This window comes from Nocardia sp. NPDC050710 (genome assembly GCF_040654375.1).
In the GTDB taxonomy this organism is placed as follows: Bacteria; Actinomycetota; Actinomycetes; order Mycobacteriales; family Mycobacteriaceae; genus Nocardia.
On sequence record NZ_JBFAHV010000015.1, the window covers coordinates 85,979 to 112,942 of the forward strand.

Genomic DNA, 26,964 nt, shown 5'->3' on the forward strand with positions numbered 1-26,964 from the left:
GGACACCGAAACACCGGACCGAACTGCTGACCGTTAACCGGTGCCATGGAAAGGTGGAGGCATGACCAAGGTGAATCTCGTGACGAATTACGGATCGATCGTCCTGGAACTGGACGACGCCAAGGCGCCGAACTCGGTGCAGAACTTCGTGAACTACGTGAAGGCCGGCCACTACAACGGCACCATCTTCCACCGCGTCATCCCCGGCTTCATGGTCCAGGGCGGCGGCTTCGAGCCCGGCATGCGCCAGAAGGGCACCGAGGCGCCGATCCAGAACGAAGCGAACAACGGCCTGAAGAACAACAAGTACACCGTCGCGATGGCCCGCACCAACGACCCGCACTCGGCCACCGCCCAGTTCTTCATCAACGTCTCCGACAACGATTTCCTGAACCACTCGGCCCCGACTCCCTCCGGCTGGGGCTACGCGGTCTTCGGTGCGGTCATCGAAGGCAAGGATGTGGTCGACAAGATCGCCGCCGTCACCACCGGTTCCGCGGGCATGCATCAGGACGTGCCGAAGGACGACGTCATCATCAAATCCGCCAGCATCGGCTGATATCCGGGTATCCGACGCGAATCGGGCCGTCTCCCAAGGGAGTACGGCCCGATCCGGTTTCCTTGTACCGCTGTCAGAGCGGCAGCAGGTGATGCTTGCGCGGGTTGCGCGCCATCTGCTTATCGCGCAGCAGATGGAGCGCCCGGCGTAGCTCCAGCCGGGTCGCGGACGGCTCGATGACGGCATCGATATAGCCGCGCTCGGCCGCCACCCACGGCGTCGCCATGGTCGCGTTGTAGAAGTCGATCATCTGCTGGCGCATTGCCGCGCGCTGCTCCTCGGGCGCGGCCTCCAGCTGCTTACCGCCGATCAGGCTGACCGCGCTCTCCGCGCCCATCACCGCGATACGGGCGGTCGGCCAGGCCAGATTGACATCCGCGCCGAGCTGCTTGGAGCCCATCACGGCGTATCCGCCGCCGTAGGACTTGCGGATCACCACGGTCACCTTCGGCACCGTCGCCTCGACGAAGGAGAACAGGAAGCGGCCGCCGCGCTTGATGACGCCGATCTTCTCCTGCTCCACACCCGGCAGGAAGCCCGGCGTATCCACCACGAAGATCAGCGGAATCTCGAAGGCGTCGCAGAGCCGCACGAAATGCGCGGCCTTATCGGAGGCGCGGGCGTCCAACGCTCCGGCGTAGACGATCGGCTGATTGGCCACCACGCCGACGCTCGACCCGTCCACCCGGGCGAATCCGGTGATGATGTTGCGTCCCGCCGAAGCGCCGACCTCGTGGAATGCGCCGTCGTCGAAGATGCGCAATAGGATGTCGTGCATGTCGTAGGCCGCGTTGTCCGAGTCCGGCACAAGCGAATTCAGTTCCAGATCCGATTCGGTGGTCTCCGGTTCCAGACCGGGATTCACGATCGGCGGCAGTTCCTGGCAGCTGGTGGGCAGGTAACCGAGGTATTCGCGCACCCAGTCGAAGGCCTCGGCCTCGTCCTTGGCGACGTGATGGATATTGCCGTACTCGGCCTGGCTCTGCGCGCCGCCGAGCTCCTCCAGGCTGACATCCTCGCCGGTGACCTCGCGGATCACCTTGGGACCGGTGACGAACATGTACGCCTCTTCGGTCGCCACCACCACATCGGTATTGATGGGGGCATACACCGCGCCACCCGCGCATTTGCCGAGAATCATCGAGATCTGCGGCACCAAGCCGGAAAGCGGCTCCTGGCGTCTGCCCAGCTCCGCGTACCAGGCCAGCGAGGTGACCGCCTCCTGCACGCGCGCGCCGCCGGAGTCGTTGATGCCGACGACCGGGCAGCCGACCTTGGCGGCGTACTCCATGATGTGGGCGACCTTGCGGCCGAACATCTCGCCGACCGACCCGCCGTACACGGTCTGATCGTGGGAGAAGACCGCTACCGGGCGACCCTCCACCAGGCCGTGCCCGGTGACCACACCGTCGCCGTAGAGCGCGGCGGGATCCCCCGGTTTGCGTACCAGCGCACCGATTTCCACGAAGGTGCCCGGATCGAGCAGCATATTGATCCGGTCGCGGGCGCTCGGGATACCCTTCGCGGCCCGCTTCGCCACACCCGCCGCACCCGCCGGTTCTTGCGCAAGTTCGAGGCGTTGACGCAGGTCGGCGAGTTTCTCGGCGGTGGTGCTCACGGCCGCACCTCGCGGACGTCCGATTTCACCGCGCTCACCCGCGCGCTGTCGGTAGTTCGGTCGCTACGCTCCCTCACTTGACCCCTTTCGCCTCGATTGCCACGAGTTTCGCGGTGAGGTCGGCTCCGATCTTTCCGATGCGCGGCTCGTCGACAATCTGCAGGTGGTCACCCGCGATGTGGACTACCTCGAGATTCGGCAGATACTCGTCCCAACCACCGTTCGGCTTGCGTTCGGCGAAGCGGGGTTCCAGCTCGATCATGCCGTCGTGGTAGCGATCGGCCAGGTAGAGCACGACGTTGCCGTCGTAGTGCGAAGGCTGGGTCTTGGCCAGATGCCTGCTCTCGACCCACGAGGTGCGCTGATGCTCGAGCACACCGCCGGGAATCTTGGCGCCGCTGAACTTGATCAGATCGCTGATCATCTTGAACTGCTCTTCATCGGAGGCCGCGGCCAGCGTCTCCAACTGCTCACGGTCCAGCTCGCCCTCGACACCGTAGGTCTTCTTCGCGAAGACCTGGTAGCGCTCGATGCGGCGCACCCGCTCCTCCGGACTGTTGTCCTCACCCTGCGTCGGGATGGCCAGGTCGATGAGTCCGACCACGCTCACCTCGGCGCCCTCGGCCCGCAGCAGCTGCGCGACCTGCAGCGCGAACACCGCACCCAGCGACCAGCCGTACAGCACGTACGGACCGTTGCCCTGGATCTTGCGGAGTTCGGGCAGGTACTGCCGCGCCCGCGTCTCGATATCGCCCTCGACGCGTTCGAAGCCGTACATCGGGGTGTCGTTGGGCAGCCGCTTCAGCAGCGGTTCGTAGACCAGCGTATTGCCACCGGACGGGTGGAATACGAAGACCGGCACCGCATTCGAGCCCTCGACCCGCGCCCGCAGCGGACGCACGAACCCGTCCACCTCGGCGCCGCTGTCCTGCAGGTCGCGCACGATATTGGAGAGCTGTTCGATGGTCTCGCAGTCGAGCACGTCGTCGACGGTGACCTCGGCCTTGATCCGCTCGGTGAGGCGTTCCGCCAGCTTCTCGGCGACCTCCTCCTCCAGAATCGGGAGGGTATTGAAGATGCCGCCCGCCGACTTGCCGGTGACGATCGCCCAGGTGGCGAAGGTCAGTCGCTCGGCGGCGTCGCGCGGGGGTACATCGTCCTCGGCGGCGGCATTCGGCTGACCGCCGAATACGGCGGCGGGAGCCGGTTCGGCCTGGGCGACAACCGCTTCGGCCGGAGCCTCGGCGGTGATATCGACCGCGGATACCTCGGCTTCGGCGACGATGACCTCGGCTTCGGCTTCCACCGTGGTGTCCTCGACGGTGAGCGGCGAACCCGCCTCGGCGGCAGCGGCTTTCGCCACCGCTGCCGGATCCGCACCGGCCTCCAGCGCGGCGCGGGCCGCGGCGACGAAGCCACCGTCGACCGCGACCTCCTCGCCCGCGGCCTGCCTGTCCGCCATCGCCTGCACCTCGTCACGGTGGTCGATGGCGTAACGCAGCACTTTGCCGACCTCGGTCAGGTTGGCGTCGCGCACGGCCTGGATCTGCAGCTGTGGGATATCGAATTCGTACTCGACCCGGTTCTTGATGCGCATGGCCATCAGCGAGTCGAGACCGAGCTCCATCAGCGGGATCTCCATCGGCAGATCCTCGACCGCGTAGCCCATCGACTCGGCGACGATCAACGCCAGCCGCTCCTCGAGCGACTGGGTGCCGTTCGGATCCCAGCGGTCACCGAAGGTCTCGACCACCTCGAGCACGGCGCTGTCGGTGGCGGCCACCGCGACGGCCGGAACAGGCTGCACCACGGCGGGTTCGGGCAGCGGCGCCCCGGAGGCGACCACACCGTCGAACAGCAGCCGGAAGGCGGCGCCCTCCTTGGCGTGCACCTGGACCGCGCCGCCGCCCGGGTACGGGGTCAGCGTGGTGGTCAGGGTGCCGGTCGCGGGAATCGGGGCGTACGGAACGGAGACGCCCGGCGACACCTCGCTGAGCACCTGCGCCGCCGCGGCCTGCGCCAGCGCGCCGAGGTCGGTGACCGACGCGGCCTGCACCTCCCACACGTGGCGGCCGTCCGGCAGCGCGACGTGCGCGCCCGGCACCCGGGCATTTCCGCCGCTCGCCACCATCCGCGCCTTGGGCCAGAACTCCTTGCGCACGAATGTGGTTCGCGGAATATCGGCGTAGTCACCGGCGGGCAGCATCGAGGGCAGGTCGACCTTGTGCCCGTGCACATAGAGCTGCGCCAGCGCGCCGATGACACCCGCCGACTCGTCTTCCTTGCGCTTGAGCGTCGGGATCAGCTGCGCATTGTGCACGCCCGCGGCGAAGGTGGTGCCCAGCACCTGCATCAGCGCGACGGAGTTGGGCGCGAGCTCCAGGAAGGTGGTGTGGCCGGAGTCCACCGCGAGCTTCACCGCATTGGTGAAGTACACCGCGTGGCGCATGTTCTTGACCCAGTAGTCCTCGTCATGGATCGGGTCGTGGCCGGGACGGTAGAACTCTTCCTTGTTCACCGTCGAGTACAGGCCGGTCTTCAGCTTGGTCGGCTCGATACCGGCCAGCTCCGCGGCCAGCTCGCCGAGCAGCGGATCCATCTGCGAGGTGTGGCCCGCGCCGCGCGTCTGCAGCACGCGGGCGAATTTGCCCGCCGCCTCGACCTGCGCAACGATGGCCGCGACCTGGTCCTGCGGGCCGCCGATCACCGTATTGGTGGGCGCCGCGAAGACGGCCATCTCGACATCCGGATAGTCCGGCAGCAGCTTCTCGACATCCTCGACACCGAGTTCGACCAGTGCCATATTGCGCACGTCGGCATCGGTGATCATCGCTTCGCCCTCGCCCATCAGGCGGGAACGAGCGCAGATCACGCGCACGGCATCCTCGAGAGCCAAGCCGCCGGAGATGTAGGCCCCGGCCACCTCGCCCATCGAATGGCCAACCACCGCCTCGGGTTCCGCGCCGTGGGCGCGCAGCACCGCGGCCAGGCCGATCTGGATGGTGAAGATGCCGACCTGCGAGGTGCCGACGCTGTAGTCCTGCGCGTCGTCCAGGATCAGCTCGCGGATCGAATAGCCCGCCTCGTCCTGCACCAGTTCGTCGACCTCGTCGACGGTCCGGCGGAAGATCGAATTCTCCTGGTAGAGCTGCTTACCCATCTTGCGATGCTGGGCGCCGAAACCGGCGAGCACCCAGATCGGAGCCTGAACGGCCGGGGCGTCGGCGGTGAAGACGCCGGTACCCGGCTTACCCGCCGCGATGGCGCGCAGGCCGGCGACGGCCTCCTCGTGCGTCTTGGCGAGCACCACGCCGCGCGAACGCCAATGGCTGCGCTTGGCCAGCGAGCGGGCCACATCGGCCAGCGGCACCTCACGACCGGCCTCGGACTCCAGCCAGTCGGCGAGTTCGGCGGCGGCACGGCGACGGCGCGAGGGCAGATAGCCGGAGACGGCCAGGATCACCGGCAGCGGCTCGGTCCGCTCCCCGGACCATTCGGGTTCGGGGACGGCCACCTCGGCGGCCTGTTCGGCGACGATCTCTTCCGCCTCGGCGATCACATCGGTGGTCTCGGTGTCGAGATCCTCGGTGGCGAGATCCGCACTGTCGAGATCCGCGGCCTCGTTCGCGACGGTCTCGACCGGCGCCGCCGCGGCAGGCACGTACTCCTGCAAGACGACGTGCGCGTTGGTGCCACCGAAACCGAACCCGTTGATGCCGACCGTGGCGGTACCGCTGTAGCGCGGGAATTCCGTCGGGGCGTCGATCACCTTCAGGTGCGCCTGCTCGAACGGGATGTACGGGTTGGGACCGGCGTAGTGGATATTCGGCGGCAGCACATTGTGCTGGAACGCCATGATCACCTTCGCCAGGCTGGCGGCGCCCGCGCCGGACTCGAGGTGGCCGAAGTTGGTCTTGGCCGAACCCAACAGCGCGGGTTTGTCGGCGTCGCGGCCGCGGCCGACCACCCGGCCCAGCGCGTCGGCCTCGATCGGATCGCCGATCAGGGTGCCGGTGCCGTGCGCCTCGATGTAGTCGACGGTAGAGGGCTTGACGCCCGCGTCCCGGTAAGCCCGGCGCAGCACGTCGGCCTGTGCGTCCGGATTCGGCGCGAGCAGGCCATTGGAGCGGCCGTCGTTATTGACCGCGGAACCCTTGATCACGGCCATGATCCGGTCGCCGTCACGTTCGGCGTCGACGAGGCGCTTGAGCACTACCAGACCCGCGCCCTCGGAGCGCACCATGCCATCGGCGTCGGAGGAGAAGGCCTTGATCCGGCCGTTCTTCGCCACGCCGCCGTTCAGGTCGAAGCCCAGGGTGGCCGCGGGGGCCAGGATCATATTCACGCCACCGGCCAGCGCCAGATCGGCGTCGCCGTCACGCAGCGCCCGCACCGCCTGGTGCACCGCGACCAGGGTGGACGAGCACGCGGTGTCGACAGTTACCGACGGACCGCGGAAGTCGTAGAAGTAGGAGACCCGGTTGGCGATGATGCCCGTCGAGCTGCCCATGATCCCGTAGGCCTGTGCGGACGCGGGCACATTCGGATCCGGCTCGGCGCCGAGCCCGAGTGCGGTGATCAGCATGAAGTCGCTGGTGGACGAGCCGATGAACATGCCGACCGACTCACCCTTGAGCTCACTGGCCGGAATCCTGGCGTGCTCCAAGGCTTCCCAGGTCAGCTCCATCATCAGGCGCTGCTGTGGATCGACCCGCTCGACCTCGATGGGCGACATGGCGAAGAACTCCGCGTCGAAGCCCTTGACCACCTCTTGGTCCAGATAGCCGCCCAGGGTGTTGCCCTCGGCGACGGCCCGGGCCACCTCGGGCTCATCGAGGAACTCCGCCCACCGTCCTTCCGGCAGCTCGCGAATAGCGTCACCGCGGTTGATCAGGAATTCCCAGGTGGACTCCGGGGTGTCCCCCGCACCCGGCAAGCGAGTGGACATCCCGACGATCGCGATGTCGTGCGCCTCGCCCGGGGCGTATCCGGCGTAGAACGCGTCATCGCCCGATTCCTCGGGGACCTCGGGTTCACCATTGATGATCCGCTCGGCCAGCGCGGCGATGGTCGGATGCTGGTAGACCACCGTCGCGGTCAGCACCACGCCCGTGAGCTCCTCGATATCGCCGCCGAGGGCGAGGGCATCGCGCGAGGCCAGCCCGAACTCCTCCATCGGCCGGTCGACCGTGATGTTCTCGATGGCCTGACCGGTCGCGTCGGCAACCCAGGAGCGCAGCCATTCCCGCAGTTCGGCCACCGACATATCGGTTGTCGCACCGGTTTTCAGCGCCTCGTTGCCGACGGTGAAGTCGGGCAAGGATCCGGCCGGTGCGGCGGAAGCGTCCTGCGCGGCGCCGGGAACGCTATTGGTCGTCTGGGGCGTGCCCTCGTTGTCAGCCATCAATTCCTCAAGCTACCTGTCTGCGTACCGGGCCGCGCCGCGAATTGACGCGCAGGTCGTCGGCGACCCGCGACCAGCGGTGAGTTCCGAGCGACCTGTACTAGCGGCGTGGGATGCCTCGGCGCCGAGCGTCGATGATCGGCGGTTCGAAGTCACCCCGGGGCAATCCTATTTCGAGCGGCCCGCAGGCAATCGCGAGCGTCTACTCTTCCGGAGCATCGGGGAATGCCTGCTGGGTGTAACCACCCCGCAGCGTTCCCTCCAGATAAGCAGTCTTGCAGGCGCGCCGCGCGATCTTGCCGCTGGAGGTGCGCGGAATCGATCCCGCGGGTACCAGCAGCACGTCGCGCACCGTCACACCGTGGCGCTGCGATACCGCCGCGCGGACCGCGTCGGCGATCGGCAGCGGATCTGCCTTGCCCGCGCCCGGACCACGCTCGCCCACGATCACCAGCTGCTCGGAGGCATCGTCGGCGTCGAACTTCAGGCCCGAGTGGCTGCCCTGTTCGAAGACCTCGGTGGGCAACTGGTTCGCGGGCACGGAGAACGCGGCGACGAAGCCGGGCCGCAGTGCCTTGCTGGCCTCCTGCGCGGAGAACTCCAGATCCTGCGGGTAGTGGTTGCGTCCGTCGACGATCACCAGATCCTTGACCCGGCCGGTGATGTACAGCTCGCCTTCGAAGTAGACGCCGTAGTCGCCGGTGCGCATCCAGTTGGCGTCGTCCGTGGTGCCCTCGGCGTGGCTGCCCTCGGCGATCCGCTGGCCGACCTTGTTGCGGAAGGTCTTGGTGGTCTCTTCCTCGCGACCCCAGTAACCGATGCCCATGTTATTGCCGTGCAGCCAGATCTCACCGACCCGGCCGTCGGGCAGCTCGTGGCCGCCGTCCGCCTCGACGGTCTCCGGGTCCACGATGACGGCCCACTGCGACAGCGCGACGTAACCGCAGGAGACCTGCGCGATCGAGTTCTCGGTGCCCTGGTCGACCTTCACCATCCGACCAGCGTTGAGCTCGTTGCGGTCCACGTAGACGACCTTGGCCTCGTCCTCGGCCTTGGTCGCCGAGACGAACAGCGTCGCCTCCGCCATGCCGTAGCACGGCTTGATCGCGGTCTTGGGCAGACCGAACGGCGCGAACGCCTCGTTGAACTTCTTCATCGAGGAGGTGGTGACCGGCTCACTGCCGTTGATCAGACCGATGACATTGGACAGATCCAGCGACTCACCCATCTTCGGCAGGCCACGCGCGGCGGCATGTTCGAATGCGAAGTTCGGTGCGGCGGCGAAGGTTCCGGCGCCGTCGGAAACCGCGGCCAGCTCCTTGATCCAGCGGTACGGACGTCGCACGAACGCGCTCGGCGACATGATGGTGATGTACTTGCCGCCCACCGCGGGAAGGATCACCGTGAGCAGGCCCATGTCGTGGAACAGCGGTAGCCAGGTGACGCCGCGCGAATTCCAGTCCAGGTTGATCGCTTCGACCATCTGCAGCAGGTTGGTGCCGACCGCGCGGTGGGTGATCTCCACACCGGCCGGGACCCGGGTCGAACCCGAGGTGTACTGGAGGTAGGCGATGTCATCGATCTTGATGTCCGGGCGCACCCAGGTCTCGCCGACACTGTCCGGGATCGCGTCGACCGCGATGATGCGCGGCCGCTGCGCGGCGGGCAGGGCGCGGAAGAACTGACGCACGCCGGCGGCGGAGGTGCTCGCGGTGAGAATCGCCGAGGGCGTGCAGTCACCGAGTACGGCGTGCAGGCGATCGGTGTGGCCCGGCTCATCCGGATCGAACAGCGGCACCGAGATGCAACCGGCGTAGATCGCGGCGAAGAAGGAGATCACATAGTCCAGGCCCTGCGGGGCGAGGATCGCAACCCGGTCGCCCGGCTTGGTCACCTGCTGCAGACGGGCGGCCACCGCGCGCAGCCGAACACCGAACTCCAGCCACGTCAGCTCGTGCACCTCACCGTCGCGTTCCCGCGAGTAGTCGATGTAGCGGTACGCCAGCGTATTCGCGTCGTTCCGGGTGTGCTTCTCGACGTGATCAACCAGGGTGTGATCCTCGGGAATACGGATGTTCCCGGTTTCGTCCAGGTAGTCGTCGAAAGTCTCGTCCATTCCTTCTTCTCCTCCAAGGCACACGCAGTAAAACGGCGTGATCGCCGCTATCACCTGTGAGGCCCCGACTCGCTTTCGCCCGCGGGTGCTCCCAAATATAAAGAGCCAACCTGCAGATTTTCGTGCGGTCTGCGCGGTGACCGCTATCGGCTAGATGTTCTCAAACCAGAGTCATGTTACAGAGATGACCGGCTTACTCGTCCCGCAGCAGGGGGATAACGGGGGCGAATGCGTCCATCTGGGTGGGGAATACCCCGACATACGACATCGAGGTGAGTTGCCGCACACGACGGATCTGCTCGGCGATCTCCTCGAATGTGCCGATGGCCACATACGGTGAGGCCAGAATGTCCTCGACCGAGAGCTTCACATCGACCTCGAGGTCCGGGTGCAGGCCGCGGTCGATGGCCGACAGCGCCATCTCCGCGGTCTTCTCCCGGTCGTCGGTAATGACGATTGCCGTGATAGCCCAGTTCAGCTCGATATCCGCGAACCGATCCCCGGCCGCTTCCTTGATGAGCTCGACCTTCTCGATGGTCTTCTCCAGGGTGATACCGGAGAGCAGGCCCTTGCCGTTCTTGGTGGTGACCGGAACGACGGAGATGATGTCGGCGTGCTTGGCCGCCAGCCGCAGCATCTTCGGCCCGCCGCCGCCGGTGCAGATCGGCGGGCGCGGACCCTGCCGCGGTCGCGGCGTGCCCTTGATGCCCCGCACCTGGTAGTACTTGCCGTCGAAGTTGCACTCCTGGCCACGCAGCAGCACATCGAGGATGGTCAACGCCTCGTCCAGCTTGGCGAGCCGGATTCCGGGCGAATCGTAGGTGAGACCGGCGGCCTGGTACTCGTCCTGCTTCCAGCCCGCGCCGAGCCCGACCTCGAGCCTGCCCTTCGACAGCACATCGATGGTGGCGAGGTCCTTGGCCAGGACCACGGGGTGGCGGAAACCATTGGCCAGCACCGAGGTTCCGAGGCGGATCCGCTCGGTGGCCTGGGTCAGCGCGCCCAGCGCGGCGATCGGACCGATCTGGTCCCCGAGGTGATCCGGGACGACGAAGGTGTCGAACCCGTATTCCTCGGCCTGCTGCGCGGTCTGGATGAACTTGCGGGCGCCACCCTCCTGCTTATTTCCTTCGCCCGCGGCCGCGAAGCGGAAAGGACGCAACGGAATCCCCTGCGCGGTCAACCCAGCATCCGCTGCGCTGCTGGCCGAGTCGGCCGGTGCGGCGGCTTGTGTCATGAACTCATGCTCCTGGCTGTCTGTGTGCGATCCTCGATCACCCCGGCGAGTGATCGCCGCTGTACCTGTCCGACGCCCGGCGTCCCGCAGCAGGCTGCGGGTACCGGCGTCGCGATCATCAGCGCACTTTACAACGTGCAGACGAACCGCAGTGCGGTTGTCGCGGCGGCCGATGCCTGGACACCGACTACCGTCGGCGGGGACTGTGCAACCTCACGAATGCGCCGGGTGTGGCGCGCGCTCGATCAGGTCGGCGGCCCAGTCGACCGTCCACTGGGTGGCGGTCGCGCCGTCAGCGTCGACAACGAAACCGTTGTAGAGGCTGTGCACCGGGTTGCCCGCCGCGCGGACCAGCGTCAGCACGCTGCTGACGAAGTTGACCGGGCTCAGCGCTTGGCGCGGCGAATCGCAGATCAAATCGCCGGGCGCGCAAATGCTGACGGTGCGATCGGCCAGCGAACCGAAGCCACCGGAACGCGGACCGGTCATCGTGATGCCGGGCACCTTCACCCCGGTCAGCGCGATCTCGGCGCCGACGCCCGGCGGCGGGGTACCGACCTGGGTGGCCTCGCCGGCTCCGGTATCTCCGGTGCGGCGGCCGTCGGCGAGCACGGCGACGCCGAGCACCAGGTCGGCGTCGACCGGGCCCTTGTTCGCGCCGATCAGGTTGGCGATATCGCCCGCGATCACCGCGCCCTGGGAAAAGCCCGCGATGACATAGGTGGTCAGGGGGCATTGTTCGGTGCGCTCGGACATGAAGTCGACCATCCGCTGCGCGCCCTCGGCCCGGCTGTTGTTGTAGGACTGCTGGCCGTCCGGCGGAATGGCGATGGGGTTGGAGAACTGCGCGACGTACGGAACGGTGTAGACGTCGACCCGCTCCGACGGGAACTGCTGCTGCACCGGCCTGGAGATATTGAGCATCAACGATGCCGGATTCGCGGTCGGGTTGTAGGGATCGTCGACACTGCTCGACTCCCAGGTTCCCGGGACCGAAATCATCTGCACATCCGGGCACCAGGCGGGCTGCGAGGTCGGGCGTTCCGGTGGTTTCGGCGGCTTCGGAGGCTTCGAGCAGCCCGCGAGCGCGTACCAGAGCACGATCACGCCGACGATACCCAGCGCGATGACCGCGAGGGACGTCAAACATCCCGCCGGACGGATCCGGCGGGTCGAACCTCTGCCCGCGCTCACTAGCAGTACGTCTGCTTAGCCGTATCGATGTAGATCTTGCCCGCCGTCTCGACCGGCATCTTGGCCGGATCGAAGGACGGATCGGAACCGGCCATCGCGTTCACGAAGGTGCTCAGATCCGCATCGCTCGCGCCCGCCGCGACACCCTGGCAGACGTAGCCGCCGATGCTCAACGCGATATCCGGGCTCGCGGGGGTGATGCCCTGGGCCTTCAGCGCGTCGAGGAACTTGCGGTCCTTCTCGGAGAGGTTCGAGGTGTCCTGCGGCGGGACCGCGCCGGTCGGCACCGGCTGCGGCCGCTCGGGCGCCACCGTCTCGGTGGCCGGTGGCGCGGCCTCCGGGGTGGGCTCTGGGGCGGGCGCCTGTTGCCCGGTCTCGACCGGCGCGGACGTCGGGGCGGCCGAAGTCACGGCCGACACCGTGGTTTGGGGCAGCGTCGGCGTGCTCGATGCGGTCGAGTCATTTCCGCCACAGGCGGCGAGCAGGCCGGTCGCGGCGGCGATCGCTACGGCGGTGCCTAACACCTTTCCACTGGTCAGATGCATGAATTCGTATCCTCGATCTGTTCGCAAGGGGGACGCGGTCGACCCCAGGGTAGCGGCAACTGGGAGCCGACCGGCGGCAGTCAGCAAACAGACCGGTCCGAACTAAAGTCCGTGAACCTCCGTTTTGCCATCACGCACGGTGATGAACCCGGCCTGAAAATTCTGCTGCAGACCGCCCGGAATCTCGAACTCGTCACTGATCGGATAGCCCAATTTGCCGTTCTCGTAGCCCACGGTCTTCCAGGCATCCATGATCGTTCCGGGCCGCACCGACCACGCACCCGACAGCGGGCTCCAGTAGATATTGCCGCCCTCGAACCGGCTGTAGCGCCCCAGATCCTTCAGCGGCGCTTCCTCGTCGATCGGGAAACCCAGCCAGCTGTTCTCGTAACCCATCTGGGCGTACTTGGCGAGTATCAGGCCATGGACCCGGTGCACCCCGGAGTTCTGGCTGTAGTAGAAGGGACCGCCCTCGAAGGCCTGCACCACGCCGTCCCTATTCGGCGTCTTCACTTCGGGCGCGGACGGATAACCCGCGGGGCCGCGCTCGAAGCCCTGTTTACCCCACTCCTCCAGGATCGCGCCGCGCACCAGCTGGGCGCCGGTCTGCGGGGTCCAGTAGAGCGAACCGTTCTGGAAGGACTGCACACGCCCGCGACCATCGGGCAGGCCGCGCTCACCGCCGGTCGGCAGGCCGAGTGGGCCGCCCGGGCCCAGCACGGCCTGGTAGCCACCGCCGATCATGCCGCCCACCGGGAACGCCCCCGTGGCCGCCGAATGGAAGACCCGGCCGCCACGGAAATCCTGAGCCACGCCGCCCGGCACCGGATATTCACGGGTGAGACAGTCGCCGAGCCAGCTGGTGCCCGCCACCACCGTGGCGATCGCACCGCCCGCATCGCAGGCCGGTTTACCCGGGTCGACCCCGAGCGCGGCCGCGGCCTGCGACCAGGATTGACGCATTTCGAAATCCCAGTACGGCCACGTATGTGTGCCGGACTGACGGTAATTCACCTGCGCCGGAATGGAGAGTTTGCCCAGCTTCGTGACGAAGTTCTGGGAGGTGAGCCGGGACAGGATTTCCAGCCCCATACCCGCGTAGTTGGTGCTGACCCCCGGGATGCCCGCGGCCTGGTCGAACGGACCGACCGCCCCACTACCGCTGGAAATGTACAGGCTGGTCCCCTTCAACTTGTCGGCCAGCGCGTACGGATCGTGGTTCTCCCACTCCTGGCTGGTCGGCGGGCCCCACATGGCGGCCGAGTCGAATCCGCCCGCATCCCGCATGGCGAACTGGATGGCCTGCGGCATGCCGAGGGTGGTCGTGGTCAGAAAACCCGAGTACGAGGCCGCGTATTTGACGAAACCGGGGTTGCGGCCCGCCAGGAACATGGCGGCCGTACCACCCATCGAAAGCCCCTCCATGCCACGCACATCCGTGGCTCGCCACTGGTTCTCCAGCAGCGGAGGCAGCTCCTTGGTCAGGAAGGTCTCCCACTTGTAGTTCTTGCCGTTGTTCGGGTGTAGCCAGTCGGAGTAGAAGCTGGACTGGCCACCGATCGGCAGCACCACGGTGACGTTCTTGTCGGCGTAGAAATCCTGCGCGCCCGCGTCCTTGGTCCAGCCGCTCTCGTCGTCGGTGGCGCGCAGGCCGTCGAGCATGAACAGCACCGGGAAGCGCGCGCCCGGGTTGGCATTCCAGTCCCGGGCCAGCAACAGCTGGATCTGGACCGGTGTGCCCATGGACGGCGAATACACCCAGAGCGCGACCCTGCGGTCGCCGAACCACACCGCCCGCTGCACCGATGCCTCGGCGGGCGTGGCCGCGGGCTGCGCGCCGGCGGGCGCGCCGGGCGGGGCGATGCCGGTGGCCAGCGGGAGCACGAGGGCGGTGGCGAGTAGGGACAGCCGCCAGCGGGCCGTGCGTCCGTCGCGCCGACCGCGTCTCCCCCGCCTGCCGAACGTTTTCCCTGCCACAGATGCTTTCTACTCCGGCAGGTGGCGGGTTCCTGGTAAGACGCGCGGACGGCATACCAGTTGGTTCGGGGTTTTCGGTGCCGGAGACGGCCGCGGAATGGCCGGTGTGCCAGACAGCGGGCTTCGGGCACCCCGGAAAGACGAACGGCGCCACCACCTCCGAGAGGCAGTGGCGCCGTCCGGTCAGCGCTCTAGATCACCAGCCGCCGGTGGCGTCCAGGATGCCCTTGCGGGCGTTGAAGAGCTGGCCCTCCCAGTACTTCCAGGAGTGCGTACCCGCCGCCGGGAAGTCGAAGAACGCCGGAATGCCCAGCGAGTTCAGGCGAACCTGGAACGCGCGGGTGTTGACCAGCGACAGGGCTTCCAGCGCCATGGCGTTACCGGTGTTGAACGCGCCGACCGCCGAGGCCGGGCGGTCGAACTGACCCGGCAGGCCGCTGGCCGCCGAGATGTACATCGGCAGACCCTTGAGCTGCGGTGCGAACACGAACGGGTCCATGCGCAGCCACTGCGGGCTCCACGGCGCGGCCATCGAGTCGACGTTGTAGCGGCCCGCGTCCAGCATCGCGATGCGGATCGCCTCGCGCATACCCGGCGCCGAGATGTTCAGGTAGCCCGAGAACGAGGAGGCCTGCTTGAACTGATCCCGGTGGTAGGCGGCCAGCGCCAGCGCGGCGCTACCACCCATGGACAGGCCGGCGACCGCGTTGTTGGTCTTGGAGACGCCGTAGCCCTCGAGGAAGTTCGGGAGCTCCCTGGTCAGGAAGGTCTCCCACTTGTAGGTGGTCTTCTGACCGTTGGTGTTACTCGGTGCGACCCAGTCGGTGTAGAAGCTCGACTGACCGCCGACCGGCATCACCAGAGTGATGTTGTCGTTCTTGAACTGCTCCAGCGCGTTCGTCTCGAACGACCACGCATTGCGGTCGTCACGGGCGCGCAGGCCGTCGAGCAGGTACAGCGCGGCGCTACCGCCGCGTGCGGCCCACTGCACCTGGACCTTGATCGGGCCCATGGCGGACGGGACCATCAGGTCCTCGTTACCGCCCGCGGGCGCGCGCAGCACCGGGGCGGGTGCCGCGACGGCGGCGGTCGGGGCCGCCACTCCGGCGGCGATCGGTAGCGCCAATGCGGCGGCACCGACAGCCAGAATTCGATTACGCCAACCGCGAGGTTCGCCTCGCCGGCCCGATGTGATTCTCCTCGGCGCGGCGGCCCTGCCGAAACGCATGAATCCTGCTCTCTTTCTGCTGTGGTGGCATCACCCGGACCCGCGAGGGCAGGGCAACACCCGTGCTGCCAACGAGACGACGCCACAATCGAGCCGGACCCCGACTTGCCGGCACCATATGGCAGCGCTACAACGATCTGGTCACACTTGCGCTCGCAGGAGGATATTCGACACCCGAATCCTTAGCAAGGCCGAGGGCGAGCCGGGTGGCCGAAATCCGCCCGAACACAATCTGTGACGGTGCGGTGACCCTACCGCGTTCATCCGGTGATGTCGTCCCCGATGTCCTAATTTGTTACCTCATCCAAGGTGCGCACTCATATCGGGGAGCATCTTGTAAAGCTGATCCTCCCAGTAGTGCCAGCTGTGCACACCTACCGACGTGTAGTCGAAGATCACGTTGGCGCCGCCGAGACTGTCCAGCCTGACCTGGAACGCCCTGGTGTTGGCCAGTGCGATCGTCTCCAGCGCCATCGCATTGCTGAGGTGATAGGCGTCGATCGGCTCCTTGATCACATCACTCGGACCGCTCTGGCCATTGCCCGCAGCAATCCACATTCGAGTTCCGTTCTTACGCAACAGCGGCGCGAACATGAACGGATCGTTACGCAACCACTTCGGATCCCACGGCGGGCCCCACATGGCGTCGATATTGAATCCGCCCGCGTCGAGCAACGCCAGCCGCAGCCCCTCACGCATGCCGGGCGCGGAGATATTCAGGTAGCCCGAATACGAACCGGCGTACCGGAATTGGTCGGGGTGATAGGCGGCCAGCGCGAGCGCGGCGCTGCCACCCATGGACAGCCCGAACACGCCGTTGCCGTACGGATTGAAACCGAGCCGATCCCGCAGCGCCCACCGCAGATTCTCGGTCAGGAACGTTTCCCACTCGTACCGCACCTGCTGGCCGTTGGTATTGCTCGGCGCGATCCAGTCCGAATAGAAGCTGGACTGGCCGCCGACCGGCATCACCACATTGATGTTCCACTGCGTCAGGACCCGGGAGACCTCCGTGTCGATCTCCCAGCCGCTGAGATCGTTTCGGGCCCGCAGACCGTCCAGCGCGTAGACCACGCGGCTGGTGTTGCCGTCGAGAGCGCGGAAGATGCGGGTCTTGATCGGGCCCATGCTGGAGTCGACCCAGAAGTCATGCCCGGCCGGATTGAAACTCGCCGCCGCGGGTGCGCCGAGGCCGACGGCCGCGACACCGAACGGCAACGCCAACGCGAGGACCATCCCCGCCACCGAACGCCGTAACCACGCCTGCCGAACAGCCCCACGGGACCGACCTCCGGCAATCGTTCCGCGCACACCGCCAGATCGCATCGATTCGACCTTTCGCCCGTGCGATCACCATTGACCGCAACTGTCGTGCATGTGGATCGACACTTGCCGCCGGCGCACCGCGCAGCACGGTCCGTCGGCGTTACCGCTCTTGTATAGGCAGTTATTCGAAGTAGATCCCCGGAATTCGCCCTGCGATACCGGATCGTGATGAAAACCAAAGATTTGCCAATGAAATCCAATGCTTCGGCCATCGATCATCGCATGCGCCGAACTCCCGATTCCAGCGATCAGTCAGACAACTTTGAAGCGGCACGACAGACCGCCCGGCGTCATGCCGGGCGGTCCGTCCGCCACGCTCGGCCTCGAGCCGGGAACTCAGCCGATGTTGGCGGAGAGGTCCGGGACCATCCGGTTGACCTCGGCCTGCCAATTGTTCCACGCGTGAATGCCGTAGGCCGGGAAGTCGTAGACGGCGTTGCCACCGCCCAGCGTCGCCATCCGCACCTGGAAGGCCCTGGTGTTGGCCAATGCCAGCGCTTCCAAGCCCATGCCGTTGAGCGTGTTGAAGCTCGGGCCGTCGGTCGCGCTCGGCAGACCGCTCGCGGCGGCGATCCACAGGCGGGTGCCGTTGCGAACCAGGTTGGGCGCGAAGACGAACGGATCCATCCGCAGCCACTGCGAACCCCACGGCGGCGCCATCGAGTCGACGTTGTAGCCGCCCGCGTCGAGCATCGCGACTCGGATGGCTTCACGCATGCCGGGGGCGGAGATGTTCAGGTAACCGGAGTAGGAGCCCGCGAAGCTGAACTGATCCGGGTGGTAGGCCGCCATGGTCAAGGCGGCGCTGCCGCCCATGGACAGACCGAAGATGCCGTTGCGATTCGGGTTGAAGCCGAGCCGATCCCGCAGCGCCCACCGGAGGTTGTTGGTCAGGAAGGTTTCCCACTGGTACCGGTAGCTCTTGCCCGGACCGGCCGCGAGCACGTTCATCGCACCGGAGCCGGTACTCGAGCCGGTGCCCGCCGGGATGCCGAAGAATTCGCTCGGCGCGTTCCAGTCGGCGTAGAAACTGGACATGCCGCCGACGGGCATGACCACGTTGATATTCCAGCGCGCCAGGAGTTCGGCGACATTGGTCTCGATCTCCCAGCCGTTGAGCGTTTCCGGGGCACGCATGCCGTCGAGTAGGTAGACCACACGGTTGGTGTTGCCGTCCGCCGCGCGCAGTACGCGCGTCTTGATCGGACCCATACCGGAGTCGACCCAGAAGTCGAAGGCCGCCGGATTGAAGGCCGCCGATGCGGTCGCGCCGTTACCCGCCGCGGTGATTCCGAGAGGCACCAGCAGCGCCACCGCCACCCCCGAGGCCACCCGTTTCACCCAGGAACCAGAGGCCGTCGCACGGCCGGGGCTACGTTTCCAGCGGACACTTCGCATTCGACTCGACCTTTCATACGGACGGCCGACAGCAAATAACAAGCAACTCCGCCGGCCCCCTCATTGAGCACGGAGATCCCGCATTCGCGGCAAAACGGACGATTCGACCTCTGTGCATACTTTCTACGTATCAATCGGAAACGAATGCTTCTATGTTGCTGGAACGTGATACAAGCCACAACAATTGCACGTTTACCTCAGCGGATTCGTTGTCCAGCAATGTCTCGGACGGGTCACGACACGAAAAAAACCGCCCGGCGCCAGTGCACCGAGCGGTCTTTTCGGAAGCGGTACGGCTACCCGATGCTGCGGGAGAGATCCGGGATCATCCGGAAGACCTCGGACTCCCAGTTCCGCCAGTTGTGAATGCCGACGGCCGGGAAGCTGTAGGTCACGTTATTGGCGCCCAGCGTGGCCATGCGAACCTGGAACGCGCGGGTGTTGACCATGGCCAGCACCTCGAGCGGGGTCCCCTGCACGATGCCGAGCGGATCGGTCGCGTCGCCGCCACCGGGGATGCCGCTGCCCGCGGCCACCCAGAGGCGGGTGTTGTTGGCCTTCAACCGCGGCGCGAATACGAACGGGTCCATCCGCAGCCACTGCGGACCCCACGGCGGGGCCATCGCGTCGATGTTGTAACCGCCCGCACTGACCATCGCCACGCGCAGCGCCTCACGCATACCGGGCGCGGAGACGTTCAGGTAACCGGAATACGAGCCGGCGAAGCTGAACTGCTCCGGATGGTAGGCCGCCAGCGTCAGCGCGGCGCTGCCACCCATCGACAGACCGAACACACCGTTGCGATTCGGGTTGAAGCCCAGGCGATCACGCAGCGCGGTGCGCAGATTCTGGGTGATGAAGGTTTCCCACTTGTAGGTGTTGGTCTTACCCAGGGTCTCCTGCCAGCCGGAGGAACCGGTCATGGCCGAACCCGAGGACGAGCCCGAGGGACCCGAACCGGTGGGAATGCCGAAGAAGTTGCTCGGCCCGTTCCAGTCCGCGTAGAAGCTGGACGGGCCGCCGACCGGCATGACCACGTTGATGTTCCACTTGGTGAGCTCGCGGGCGACCTCGGTCTCGATCTCCCAGCCGTTCAGGTCGCCGCGGGCGCGCATGCCGTCCAGCGCGTACACCACCCGGCCGGTGTTGCCGTCGGCCGCGCGGAAGATCCGCGACTTGATCGGCCCCATGCTCGAATCGACCCAGAAGTCGAAGGCATCCGGGTTGAACGCCGCGGACGCGGTAGCACCCCCGCCTGCCACCGACGCCCCGAGCGGTAGCACTACTGCCATCGACAACAACATCGTCCGCTTGAGCCACCCACCTTTTCGAGCCCTCAGACGACCATCCTGCGCCCTACGCCCGATAACGCCTCGCATCTAGTTCGCTCCTTCATGCGACCGGATTTCGGCCGCGTTCGACGGTGACCGCCGGCTATGTACCCATAACTTGTCAACACCCCGGCGGGCGTACCCCGACCGAGACTAACCTGCCATCGATGCAGGCGCGTTATCAAACCGAGACAGAGCGGCGTTCGCCACTTTCGTGAGCATATCCAAGAGACCATTGGGCTCACAGTGTTCAAAGAGTATCTATGAGCCCCATGTGACAAGAACTGTTACGACCGGATCAGCGCGGTGGCTCCGGAACCGGGTTCACCAGACCGCAGCGTTCGATCTCGTATTTCGGCACCCGGTCGATCCGGTATTTCGCGAACTTCAGAGCATGTTTGAAGTTGTGGCGGAAGCGCTCGAAGGTCAGCGGATCGCGGTAGGAGATCAGCAGCGCCGCGGTATCCGGGCACGACATCGCGGTACGGGCCTGAATGACCCACTTCTCGTCCAGATACCAGGGCATCCAGGGCTTTCTGTCCACCATGCCGGTATCCACGACGACCCAGTCCGGGTACAGGTTCTTGTCGTGCCCGATCCGGCCGTCGGTGAGCCGCTCGGTATGCGCGGCCAGCGGGTAGGCCAGGCCCATCTGATCGATGACGCGCACATCCAGTGGAACGTTCATGCTGGTCATGCCCAGGTTCAAGAAGTACACGGTATGTCCGGCGCCGCCCTCGGGAATGGGCTGCGGCGGCGGCGCGATGTACCAGAACATGAACGACGGCGAATTCAGCAGCAGGCCGCCGTTCGGAGTGGCGGCGATATCGTCGACCATTGCCCTGATGCGCGGATAGTCGAGGTAGTCCTCGGCCCGGATCGGGTGGTCGTGGCCGGTATTGAGCACGTAGTAGACCCGCTCGTCGACAATGCCGGAGGAGCTGATCTTGGTACCGGTCTTGATGGCGGTGGTGTTCGCGGCGAACAGTGCCCAGCCGATGGTGCCGATCCAGGCCACGAGCAGCACCGCGAAGGTCCAGTCCACCGGCCGCAGGTCACGCGCGGGAAGCCGCAGCGGCAGCACCGCGACCGGCAACAGCAGCAGGAACAGCTGCGGCAGTAGCATCCGGCCGTGCATGAAGTCGCCGCCGACGCGCAGCGCGTAGACGGTGAGCAGGAAGCCACTGGCGAGCACCAGCGTGACGACCGCGCTCGGCGACCGCAGCCGGATCCGCACTTCGTGCAGCGACCAGCCGCGCTCCGCTGAGCCGTTATGCGTGAGGGCCGTGCGGCCCGCGACCACACCGGCGATCAGCAGCACCAGCAGCGGCACCCACAGGTAGTACGGACCGACCAGATCCCACAGGTAGGTGAAGCCCTGGCTCCACTTGGCCCCGCCCGCATCCTTGGCGACGGCGGTATTCGGGTAGGGCAGGCCGTAGTAGCCCATCCGCCAGATCTGGTAGCCGAGCGGCACCAGGCCCGCGACGGCGACGATGATGCCGCGCAGCACGCTCGGGCGCAGCCGGGATTCCGGCATCGGGGCCAGGAAGATCATCGACAACGCCAGCGCGCCGATCAGCGTCATCTCGGGGCGGATCAGCGGCGCGAGGCCGGCCAGGAAGACCAGGCCGAAAAGACCGGGAACGCGCACCCGTTCGGCGCGCGCCCAGCGCATCAACTGCCACCACAGCAGGCCGAGCCAGCAGATGACCAGACCGCTCTCCAGACCGGAGGTCACATAGTCCCGGGCGGGAGGCACCGCGATATAGACGAATACGCCCGCGGGCAGCAGTAGCGCGGACCCGCTGCCACCCCAGAGGCGGGCCGCGCCGAGCATGGCGAAGACGACCGCGGCCAACGACAAGGTCAGTGCCACGCCGAGCACCACATACTCGAGACGGGCCTGGGTCAGCCAGCTGAAGAACCAGACGATGTAGGTCCACGCCGTGCTGGTGTTGGTCTCGACCCGCTCGTCCACATTGAAGACGGGGCCGTTGCCCGCCAGCAGATTGCGGACGGTGCGCAACACGATCAGGCCGTCATCGGCGATCCAGCGCCGCTGCCAGCCGCCGACCGCGAAGAACACCACGGTGAGCGTGATCCCACCGACGAAGGTGGCTCGGGATAGCCTCGCGAACGAAGCAGAGCGCGCCTGCACTCGGGCAGGCCGCTCGGCGTCGTCTTCAGTTCGCTCCGCTCCCTCTACCAGCATCTCGTCAGGTGAGATAGACAGCGACACCTACCGCTCCGATCCAGGCGATTGCGAGGAACTGGAGGACGCGATCCCCCAGCGCGATCTCTTCGGGTTCACCGGCCTCGCCGCCATCGACGTCGACCGCGTAACGCAAGACTGCGATGGTAAACGGAATCATCGAGATGGCGTACCAATTGGTGTCATTGGCCTCGCCCTGCTCGAACGCCCACAGACCGTAGAACACCACGACCGCCGTCGCGGCGAGGGTCCAAATGAAGCGCAGGTAGGTCGGCGTATAGGACTCGAGCGCCTTGCGGATCTTGGCACCGGTGCCGAGCGCGATCTGCAGTTCGGCATAGCGCTTGCCCGCCGCCATGAACAGCGAGCCGAACGCCATGATCAGCAGGAACCACTGCGACAGCCGGATATCCGCGGCCGCGCCACCGGCCACCGCGCGCAGCAGGAAGCCCGACGACACGATGCAGATGTCGAGCACGGCCTGATGCTTGAGCCCGAAGCAGTAGGCGAGCTGGATGCCGATGTACACCGCCATTACGACGGCCAGCTGCCAGGACGCGAGGAACGAGCCGACAATCGACCCGATCAGCACCACAACCGCCAGCATGTAGGCCAGGTTCACCGGCACCACGCCCGCGGCGATCGGACGGAACCGCTTGGTGGGATGCGCGCGGTCGGCCTCCACGTCCAGCGCGTCGTTCACCAGGTAGATGCCCGAGGCCGCCATACAGAACACCACGAACGCGATCGCGACATGCCAGAGTACGGAGACATCGCTCAGCACATCGGGGCCCGCGGCCAGCGGTGCGGCGAGCACCAGCACATTCTTGACCCACTGGCGCGGCCGGACAGCCTTGATCAGCCCGCCCGCCAACGTCTTGGGCGGGCCCTTGACTACGGCCTCGGCTAGGTCGGCGCCGGTCGGCTCTTCACTCATGTCAACCAATGCCTTTTCTTGTCCGGTCACTATCGAGTCTCTTTTCGGCGGCAAGCACAACGGCGGCGGACGCGGCACCGAGCGCGGATCCGGCGAGCACGTCGGAGGGATAGTGCACCCCGAGCACAACCCGGGAGAGCAACATCGGTGGTACGAGCACCGCAGGCAAGGGTAGCCCGGTGAGTTTCCCGAGCAACACCGCAGCCGCCGTCGTGGAGGTGGCATGCGAGGACGGGAAGCTCAACTTACTCGGAGTACCGACGTTGACCTGCACCGAAGGATCATTCGGACGGGGACGGCGGACCACTCGCTTGATCACGATGGAGGCCGCGTGCGCGCCGACCGCGCCGACCGCGACCCCGGCCCACTGCCTGCGGCGCGGCTTGTCGACCAGCCAGCCCGCCGCGGCGATACCGACCCAGCCGAGCGCGTGCTCACCGAAATGCGACATGCCGCGCGCCGCCTTGACGACCTCGGGCTTATTGCCGATCGCGGCCTGCACCGCGTTGATGATCTTCACTTCCGGCGGCTGCTTCGCCGACGGCACCGCGGAGACCGGTGCGCCGTGGCCGTTCGCGCTCTGCTCACCCATCCCCTCGAGCAGCGGCCGATGATGCTCCGCGGTGTTGTCGTCCGCGGCGGCGTTGGTTCCGAGACTCACTGCTGCTCGCTCCCTTGGGTGTCGATACCGAAGGCTTTCTCCCAGGCCGCGGTGCTGGTGAGCCGCGGGTGGGCGGCGCGGTAGCGCTGCTGCATTTCCGGGAACCGGGCGGCGAGCTCCTTGCGCAGGCGCATGGCCTCCTTGAACAGGCCGAGCGCCTGGCGCGGATCCCGCTTGCGGTACACCACGCCGCGGCCGTCGGCGGTGGTGACGGTGACGCCGTCGACCTGCGAGAGCAGGAACCACCGGGCGTCCAGCGTCGGCACATTCAACTGCGGCGTCTCGTGGTGCTGGGGGTGTGCGGGTTTGACGTTGTGCAGCATGCCCTTCGCGAGCCGGACCACCTTGGCGATGGGATTCGCGGGTTCGCCCACCGCACCGACCTCGAGGTGGCTCGCCAGCGGTAGCTCGGTGGAGGACGGGAGGATGACCGCGTCCGGGAACTGCTTACGTATGTCGTGCACCGCGCCGAGTGCGCTCGGCAGCAATTCGAACAGCCGCTCCGGGCCCGCCAGGAAGTCCTTGATGGCCAGGTTCTGGATGGCGACCGTCGAATATTCCAGGCAGAGCAGATGCTTCAGGGTCGCCTTGACCGTATTCACCACCATGCCGCGGCCGTTGCCCGGCATCTGCAACGAGGCGACCACCAGGCGGTTGCGCAGGTGGAAATACGCCTGCCAGTCGATCGCGTCGTCCTTATCGCTCCAGGCCATATGCCAGACCGCCGCACCGGGCAGGGTGACCGTCGAGTAGCCGTGATCGCGGGCGCGCAGACCGTATTCGACATCGTCCCACTTGAGGAACAGCGGCAGCGGCTGGCCGATCTCCTCGGCGACCTGGCGCGGGATCACGCAGGTCCACCAGCCGTTGAAGTCGACGTCGATGCGCCGGTGCAGCAGCTTGGAGTTGTCGCGATCCTTGAGCGGGTATTTCGAGAAGTCGTGGTCGTATTCGACGTTCGGCGCCGAGGTCCACATGAAGATGCCGCGGTCGACGACCTCACCCATGCTGTGCAGGTGCGAGCGCTCCTGCAGGTTGAGCATCTGGCCGCCGACCAGCATGGGCGACTTCGCGAACCTGGCGAAGGCCAGCGCGCGCAGGATCGAGTCGGGCTCGATCTCGATATCGTCGTCCATGTAGACGATGTACTGGGCGTCGGTGGTCTTCAGCGCCTCGTACATGACCCGGCTGTAACCGCCGGAACCGCCGAGGTTGGGCTGATTGCGGATGGCGAGCCGGTCGCCGAGCACCGCTGCTGCCTCGTCGAAACCGGGCTCGTCGACCACCTTGCGGTTGCCCTGGTCGGCGACGATGACCGCGGCGATCTTCTCGAGCACCAGCGGATCCGAGCCGAGCGCGGTCAGGGTCTTCACCAGATCCGTCGGCCGGTTGAAGGTGGGCATGCCGACCGCGACGCGGCATTCACCCGGCGCCTCGATCGGGGCGTACCAGCCGCCGTGCAGCAGCGTCACCGCGGTGTCGGTGGTGATGTCGAACCAGATCCAGCCGCCGTCCTCGAACGGGCCGAGATCGGTCTCGAACTCCACGGTCACCGAGTCGGTGCCAGGTGCGACGGCGAACTCCTTGCCCTGCACGTGGATTCGCGAGCCGTCCGCCTTGGAGCGATACATATCGACGCGACCGTGGCCGGCCAGTTCCAACCGCAGCACCACCGAATTCAGGATGCTCCAGCGGCGCCAGTAGCTGGCGGGCAGCGCGTTGAAGTAGGTGCAGAACGACACCTCGGATTCCGCGCCGATGGAGAGTTCGGTGCGGGTGCTGGCGTGCGCGCGCCGGGCGTTGGTGGGCGATTCCTCCAGGTAGAGGGTGCGCACGTCGAGCGGTTCACCCGGCCGGGGCAGGATGATGCGCTGTAGCAGCGACTTCGCGCGGGTTTCGGTGGTCATCTCTTCCAAGATCGATTGGGATGTCAATTACGCCTCCTCATCCACGAGGGGTGCGCCGGACTCGAGATGCGGCCGCAGCACATTGTCGAACATGCTCAGCGCGGCGCCGATCGCCATATGCATATCGAGGTACTGGTAGGTGCCGAGGCGTCCACCGAAAAGCACCTTCGCCGTAGCGGTTTCCTGCTTGGCGCGATCGCGGTAGGCGAGCAGCTTGGCGCGATCCTCCGGTGTGTTGATCGGGTAGTACGGCTCGTCACCGGTCTGCGCGAAGCGGGAGAACTCGCGCATGATGACTGTCTTGTCCTGCGGGTAGTCACGTTCCGGGTGGAAATGGCGCGGCTCGATGATGCGGGTGTACGGCACATCCGCATCGTTGTAATTCATTACCGAGGTGCCCTGGTAGTCACCGGTTTCCAGCACCTCGGTCTCGAAATCGATGGTGCGCCAGCCCAGTTCTCCCTCGACGTAGTCGAAGTAGCGGTCCAGCGGGCCGGTGTAGACGACCGGGGCGTCCGGGTTCTCGGCGCGCAGGTCGTCGCGCACGTCGAACCAGTCGGTGTTCAGGCGCACCTCGATGAGGTCGGAGGCGGCCATATTCTCCAGCCACTTCGTGTACCCCTCCTTGGGCAAGCCCTCGTAGGTGTCGTTGAAGTAGCGGTTGTCGAAGGTGTAGCGGACCGGCAGCCGGGTGATGTTGCCCGCGGGCAGCTCCTTCGGGTCGGTCTGCCACTGCTTGGCGGTGTAGTCGCGAACGAACGCCTCGTAGAGCGGGCGGCCGATCAGCGAGATCGCCTTCTCCTCGAGGTTCTGCGCATCCTTGGTCTCGATCTCGGCGGCCTGATCGGCAATCAGCGTGCGCGCCTCTTCCGGGGTGAAGTAGCGACCGAAGAACTGCGAGACCAGACCGAGGCCCATCGGGAACTGGTAGGCCTGGCCCTTGTGCATCGCGAAGACGCGGTGCTGGTAGCCGGTGAACTCGGTGAACTGGGTGACGTAGTCCCAGACTCGCTTATTCGACGTGTGGAATAAATGCGCACCGTATTTGTGCACCTCGATCCCGGTCTGCGGCTCCGGCTCCGAATAGGCGTTGCCACCGAGGTGGTGGCGGCGGTCGAGCACCAGGACCCGCTTGCCCAGCAGGTTGGCGGCGCGTTCGGCGATGGTCAGCCCGAAGAAACCGGACCCGACGATGATCAGATCGAACGATGCGGTGGAGTTGACGGAGTTACCCGGAGACGATGCGGCGGTCACGGGAGCCCAGAGTATCGGAAGTCCGCGCCGCGTCCGGGGGGAGTTCGATCCCCGACG

Annotated in this window: 17 protein-coding genes; 1 reads left to right on the forward strand and 16 read right to left on the reverse strand. The window is 66.4% G+C overall.

Annotation, left to right across the window (positions count from 1 at the left end; translation table 11 throughout):
- The first annotated feature begins 61 nt into the window (after positions 1-61).
- Positions 62-559: a peptidylprolyl isomerase gene (locus tag AB0H61_RS23910; protein WP_357308055.1), complete on the forward strand. Its 498-nt coding sequence runs from the start codon at positions 62-64 to the stop codon at positions 557-559.
- A gap of 73 nt (positions 560-632) precedes the next feature.
- On the opposite strand, the gene AB0H61_RS23915 is transcribed toward AB0H61_RS23910, so the two are convergent.
- From AB0H61_RS23915 to glf, 16 genes are all read right to left on the reverse strand, one after another.
- On the reverse strand, positions 633-2,177 hold the full coding sequence (locus AB0H61_RS23915; protein ID WP_357308057.1) for an acyl-CoA carboxylase subunit beta: 1,545 nt from the start codon (positions 2,175-2,177) through the stop codon (positions 633-635).
- 73 nt (positions 2,178-2,250) lie between these two features.
- The gene (gene pks13, locus AB0H61_RS23920; RefSeq protein WP_357308059.1) at positions 2,251-7,581 is read right to left on the reverse strand and encodes a polyketide synthase Pks13; all 5,331 of its coding nucleotides are present in this window, start codon (positions 7,579-7,581) and stop codon (positions 2,251-2,253) included.
- A gap of 202 nt (positions 7,582-7,783) precedes the next feature.
- The gene (gene fadD32, locus AB0H61_RS23925; protein WP_357308061.1) at positions 7,784-9,697 is read right to left on the reverse strand and encodes a long-chain-fatty-acid--AMP ligase FadD32; all 1,914 of its coding nucleotides are present in this window, start codon (positions 9,695-9,697) and stop codon (positions 7,784-7,786) included.
- Positions 9,698-9,890: 193 nt separating this feature from the next.
- Positions 9,891-10,934: an LLM class F420-dependent oxidoreductase gene (locus AB0H61_RS23930; RefSeq protein ID WP_357308063.1), complete on the reverse strand. Its 1,044-nt coding sequence runs from the start codon at positions 10,932-10,934 to the stop codon at positions 9,891-9,893.
- Positions 10,935-11,147: 213 nt separating this feature from the next.
- Entirely contained in the window at positions 11,148-12,080 is a 933-nt protein-coding gene (locus tag AB0H61_RS23935) for a cutinase family protein (protein ID WP_357308065.1), read from the reverse strand.
- Between the two features lie 47 nt (positions 12,081-12,127).
- Positions 12,128-12,673, reverse strand: coding sequence for a DUF732 domain-containing protein (locus tag AB0H61_RS23940; RefSeq protein WP_357308067.1), 546 nt, complete (start codon positions 12,671-12,673; stop codon positions 12,128-12,130).
- Between the two features lie 102 nt (positions 12,674-12,775).
- Entirely contained in the window at positions 12,776-14,650 is a 1,875-nt protein-coding gene (locus AB0H61_RS23945; RefSeq protein WP_357308069.1) for an alpha/beta hydrolase-fold protein, read from the reverse strand.
- A gap of 196 nt (positions 14,651-14,846) precedes the next feature.
- Positions 14,847-15,878, reverse strand: a complete 1,032-nt coding sequence (locus tag AB0H61_RS23950; protein WP_357308071.1) for an alpha/beta hydrolase family protein — start codon at positions 15,876-15,878, stop codon at positions 14,847-14,849.
- Positions 15,879-16,178: 300 nt separating this feature from the next.
- Entirely contained in the window at positions 16,179-17,114 is a 936-nt protein-coding gene (locus AB0H61_RS23955; RefSeq protein ID WP_357308074.1) for an alpha/beta hydrolase family protein, read from the reverse strand.
- A 426-nt stretch (positions 17,115-17,540) separates the two neighbouring features.
- A complete protein-coding gene (locus tag AB0H61_RS23960; protein WP_357308077.1) occupies positions 17,541-18,602 on the reverse strand; it encodes an alpha/beta hydrolase family protein in 1,062 nt (353 codons plus the stop codon).
- Positions 18,603-18,898: 296 nt separating this feature from the next.
- The gene (locus AB0H61_RS23965) at positions 18,899-19,894 is read right to left on the reverse strand and encodes an alpha/beta hydrolase family protein (RefSeq protein ID WP_357308080.1); all 996 of its coding nucleotides are present in this window, start codon (positions 19,892-19,894) and stop codon (positions 18,899-18,901) included.
- Between the two features lie 337 nt (positions 19,895-20,231).
- Positions 20,232-22,148, reverse strand: coding sequence for a flagellar motor control protein ZomB (zomB, locus tag AB0H61_RS23970; RefSeq protein WP_357308083.1), 1,917 nt, complete (start codon positions 22,146-22,148; stop codon positions 20,232-20,234).
- A gap of 4 nt (positions 22,149-22,152) precedes the next feature.
- Positions 22,153-23,085 (reverse strand): decaprenyl-phosphate phosphoribosyltransferase, encoded by a 933-nt coding sequence (locus tag AB0H61_RS23975; protein WP_357308086.1) that lies wholly within the window; start codon positions 23,083-23,085, stop codon positions 22,153-22,155.
- A gap of 1 nt (position 23,086) precedes the next feature.
- Positions 23,087-23,677, reverse strand: coding sequence for a phosphatase PAP2 family protein (locus AB0H61_RS23980; protein WP_357308339.1), 591 nt, complete (start codon positions 23,675-23,677; stop codon positions 23,087-23,089).
- A gap of 65 nt (positions 23,678-23,742) precedes the next feature.
- Positions 23,743-25,680, reverse strand: a complete 1,938-nt coding sequence (locus AB0H61_RS23985) for a glycosyltransferase (RefSeq protein ID WP_357308090.1) — start codon at positions 25,678-25,680, stop codon at positions 23,743-23,745.
- A complete protein-coding gene (glf, locus tag AB0H61_RS23990) occupies positions 25,681-26,907 on the reverse strand; it encodes a UDP-galactopyranose mutase (RefSeq protein ID WP_357308093.1) in 1,227 nt (408 codons plus the stop codon).
- Positions 26,908-26,964: the final 57 nt, after the last annotated feature.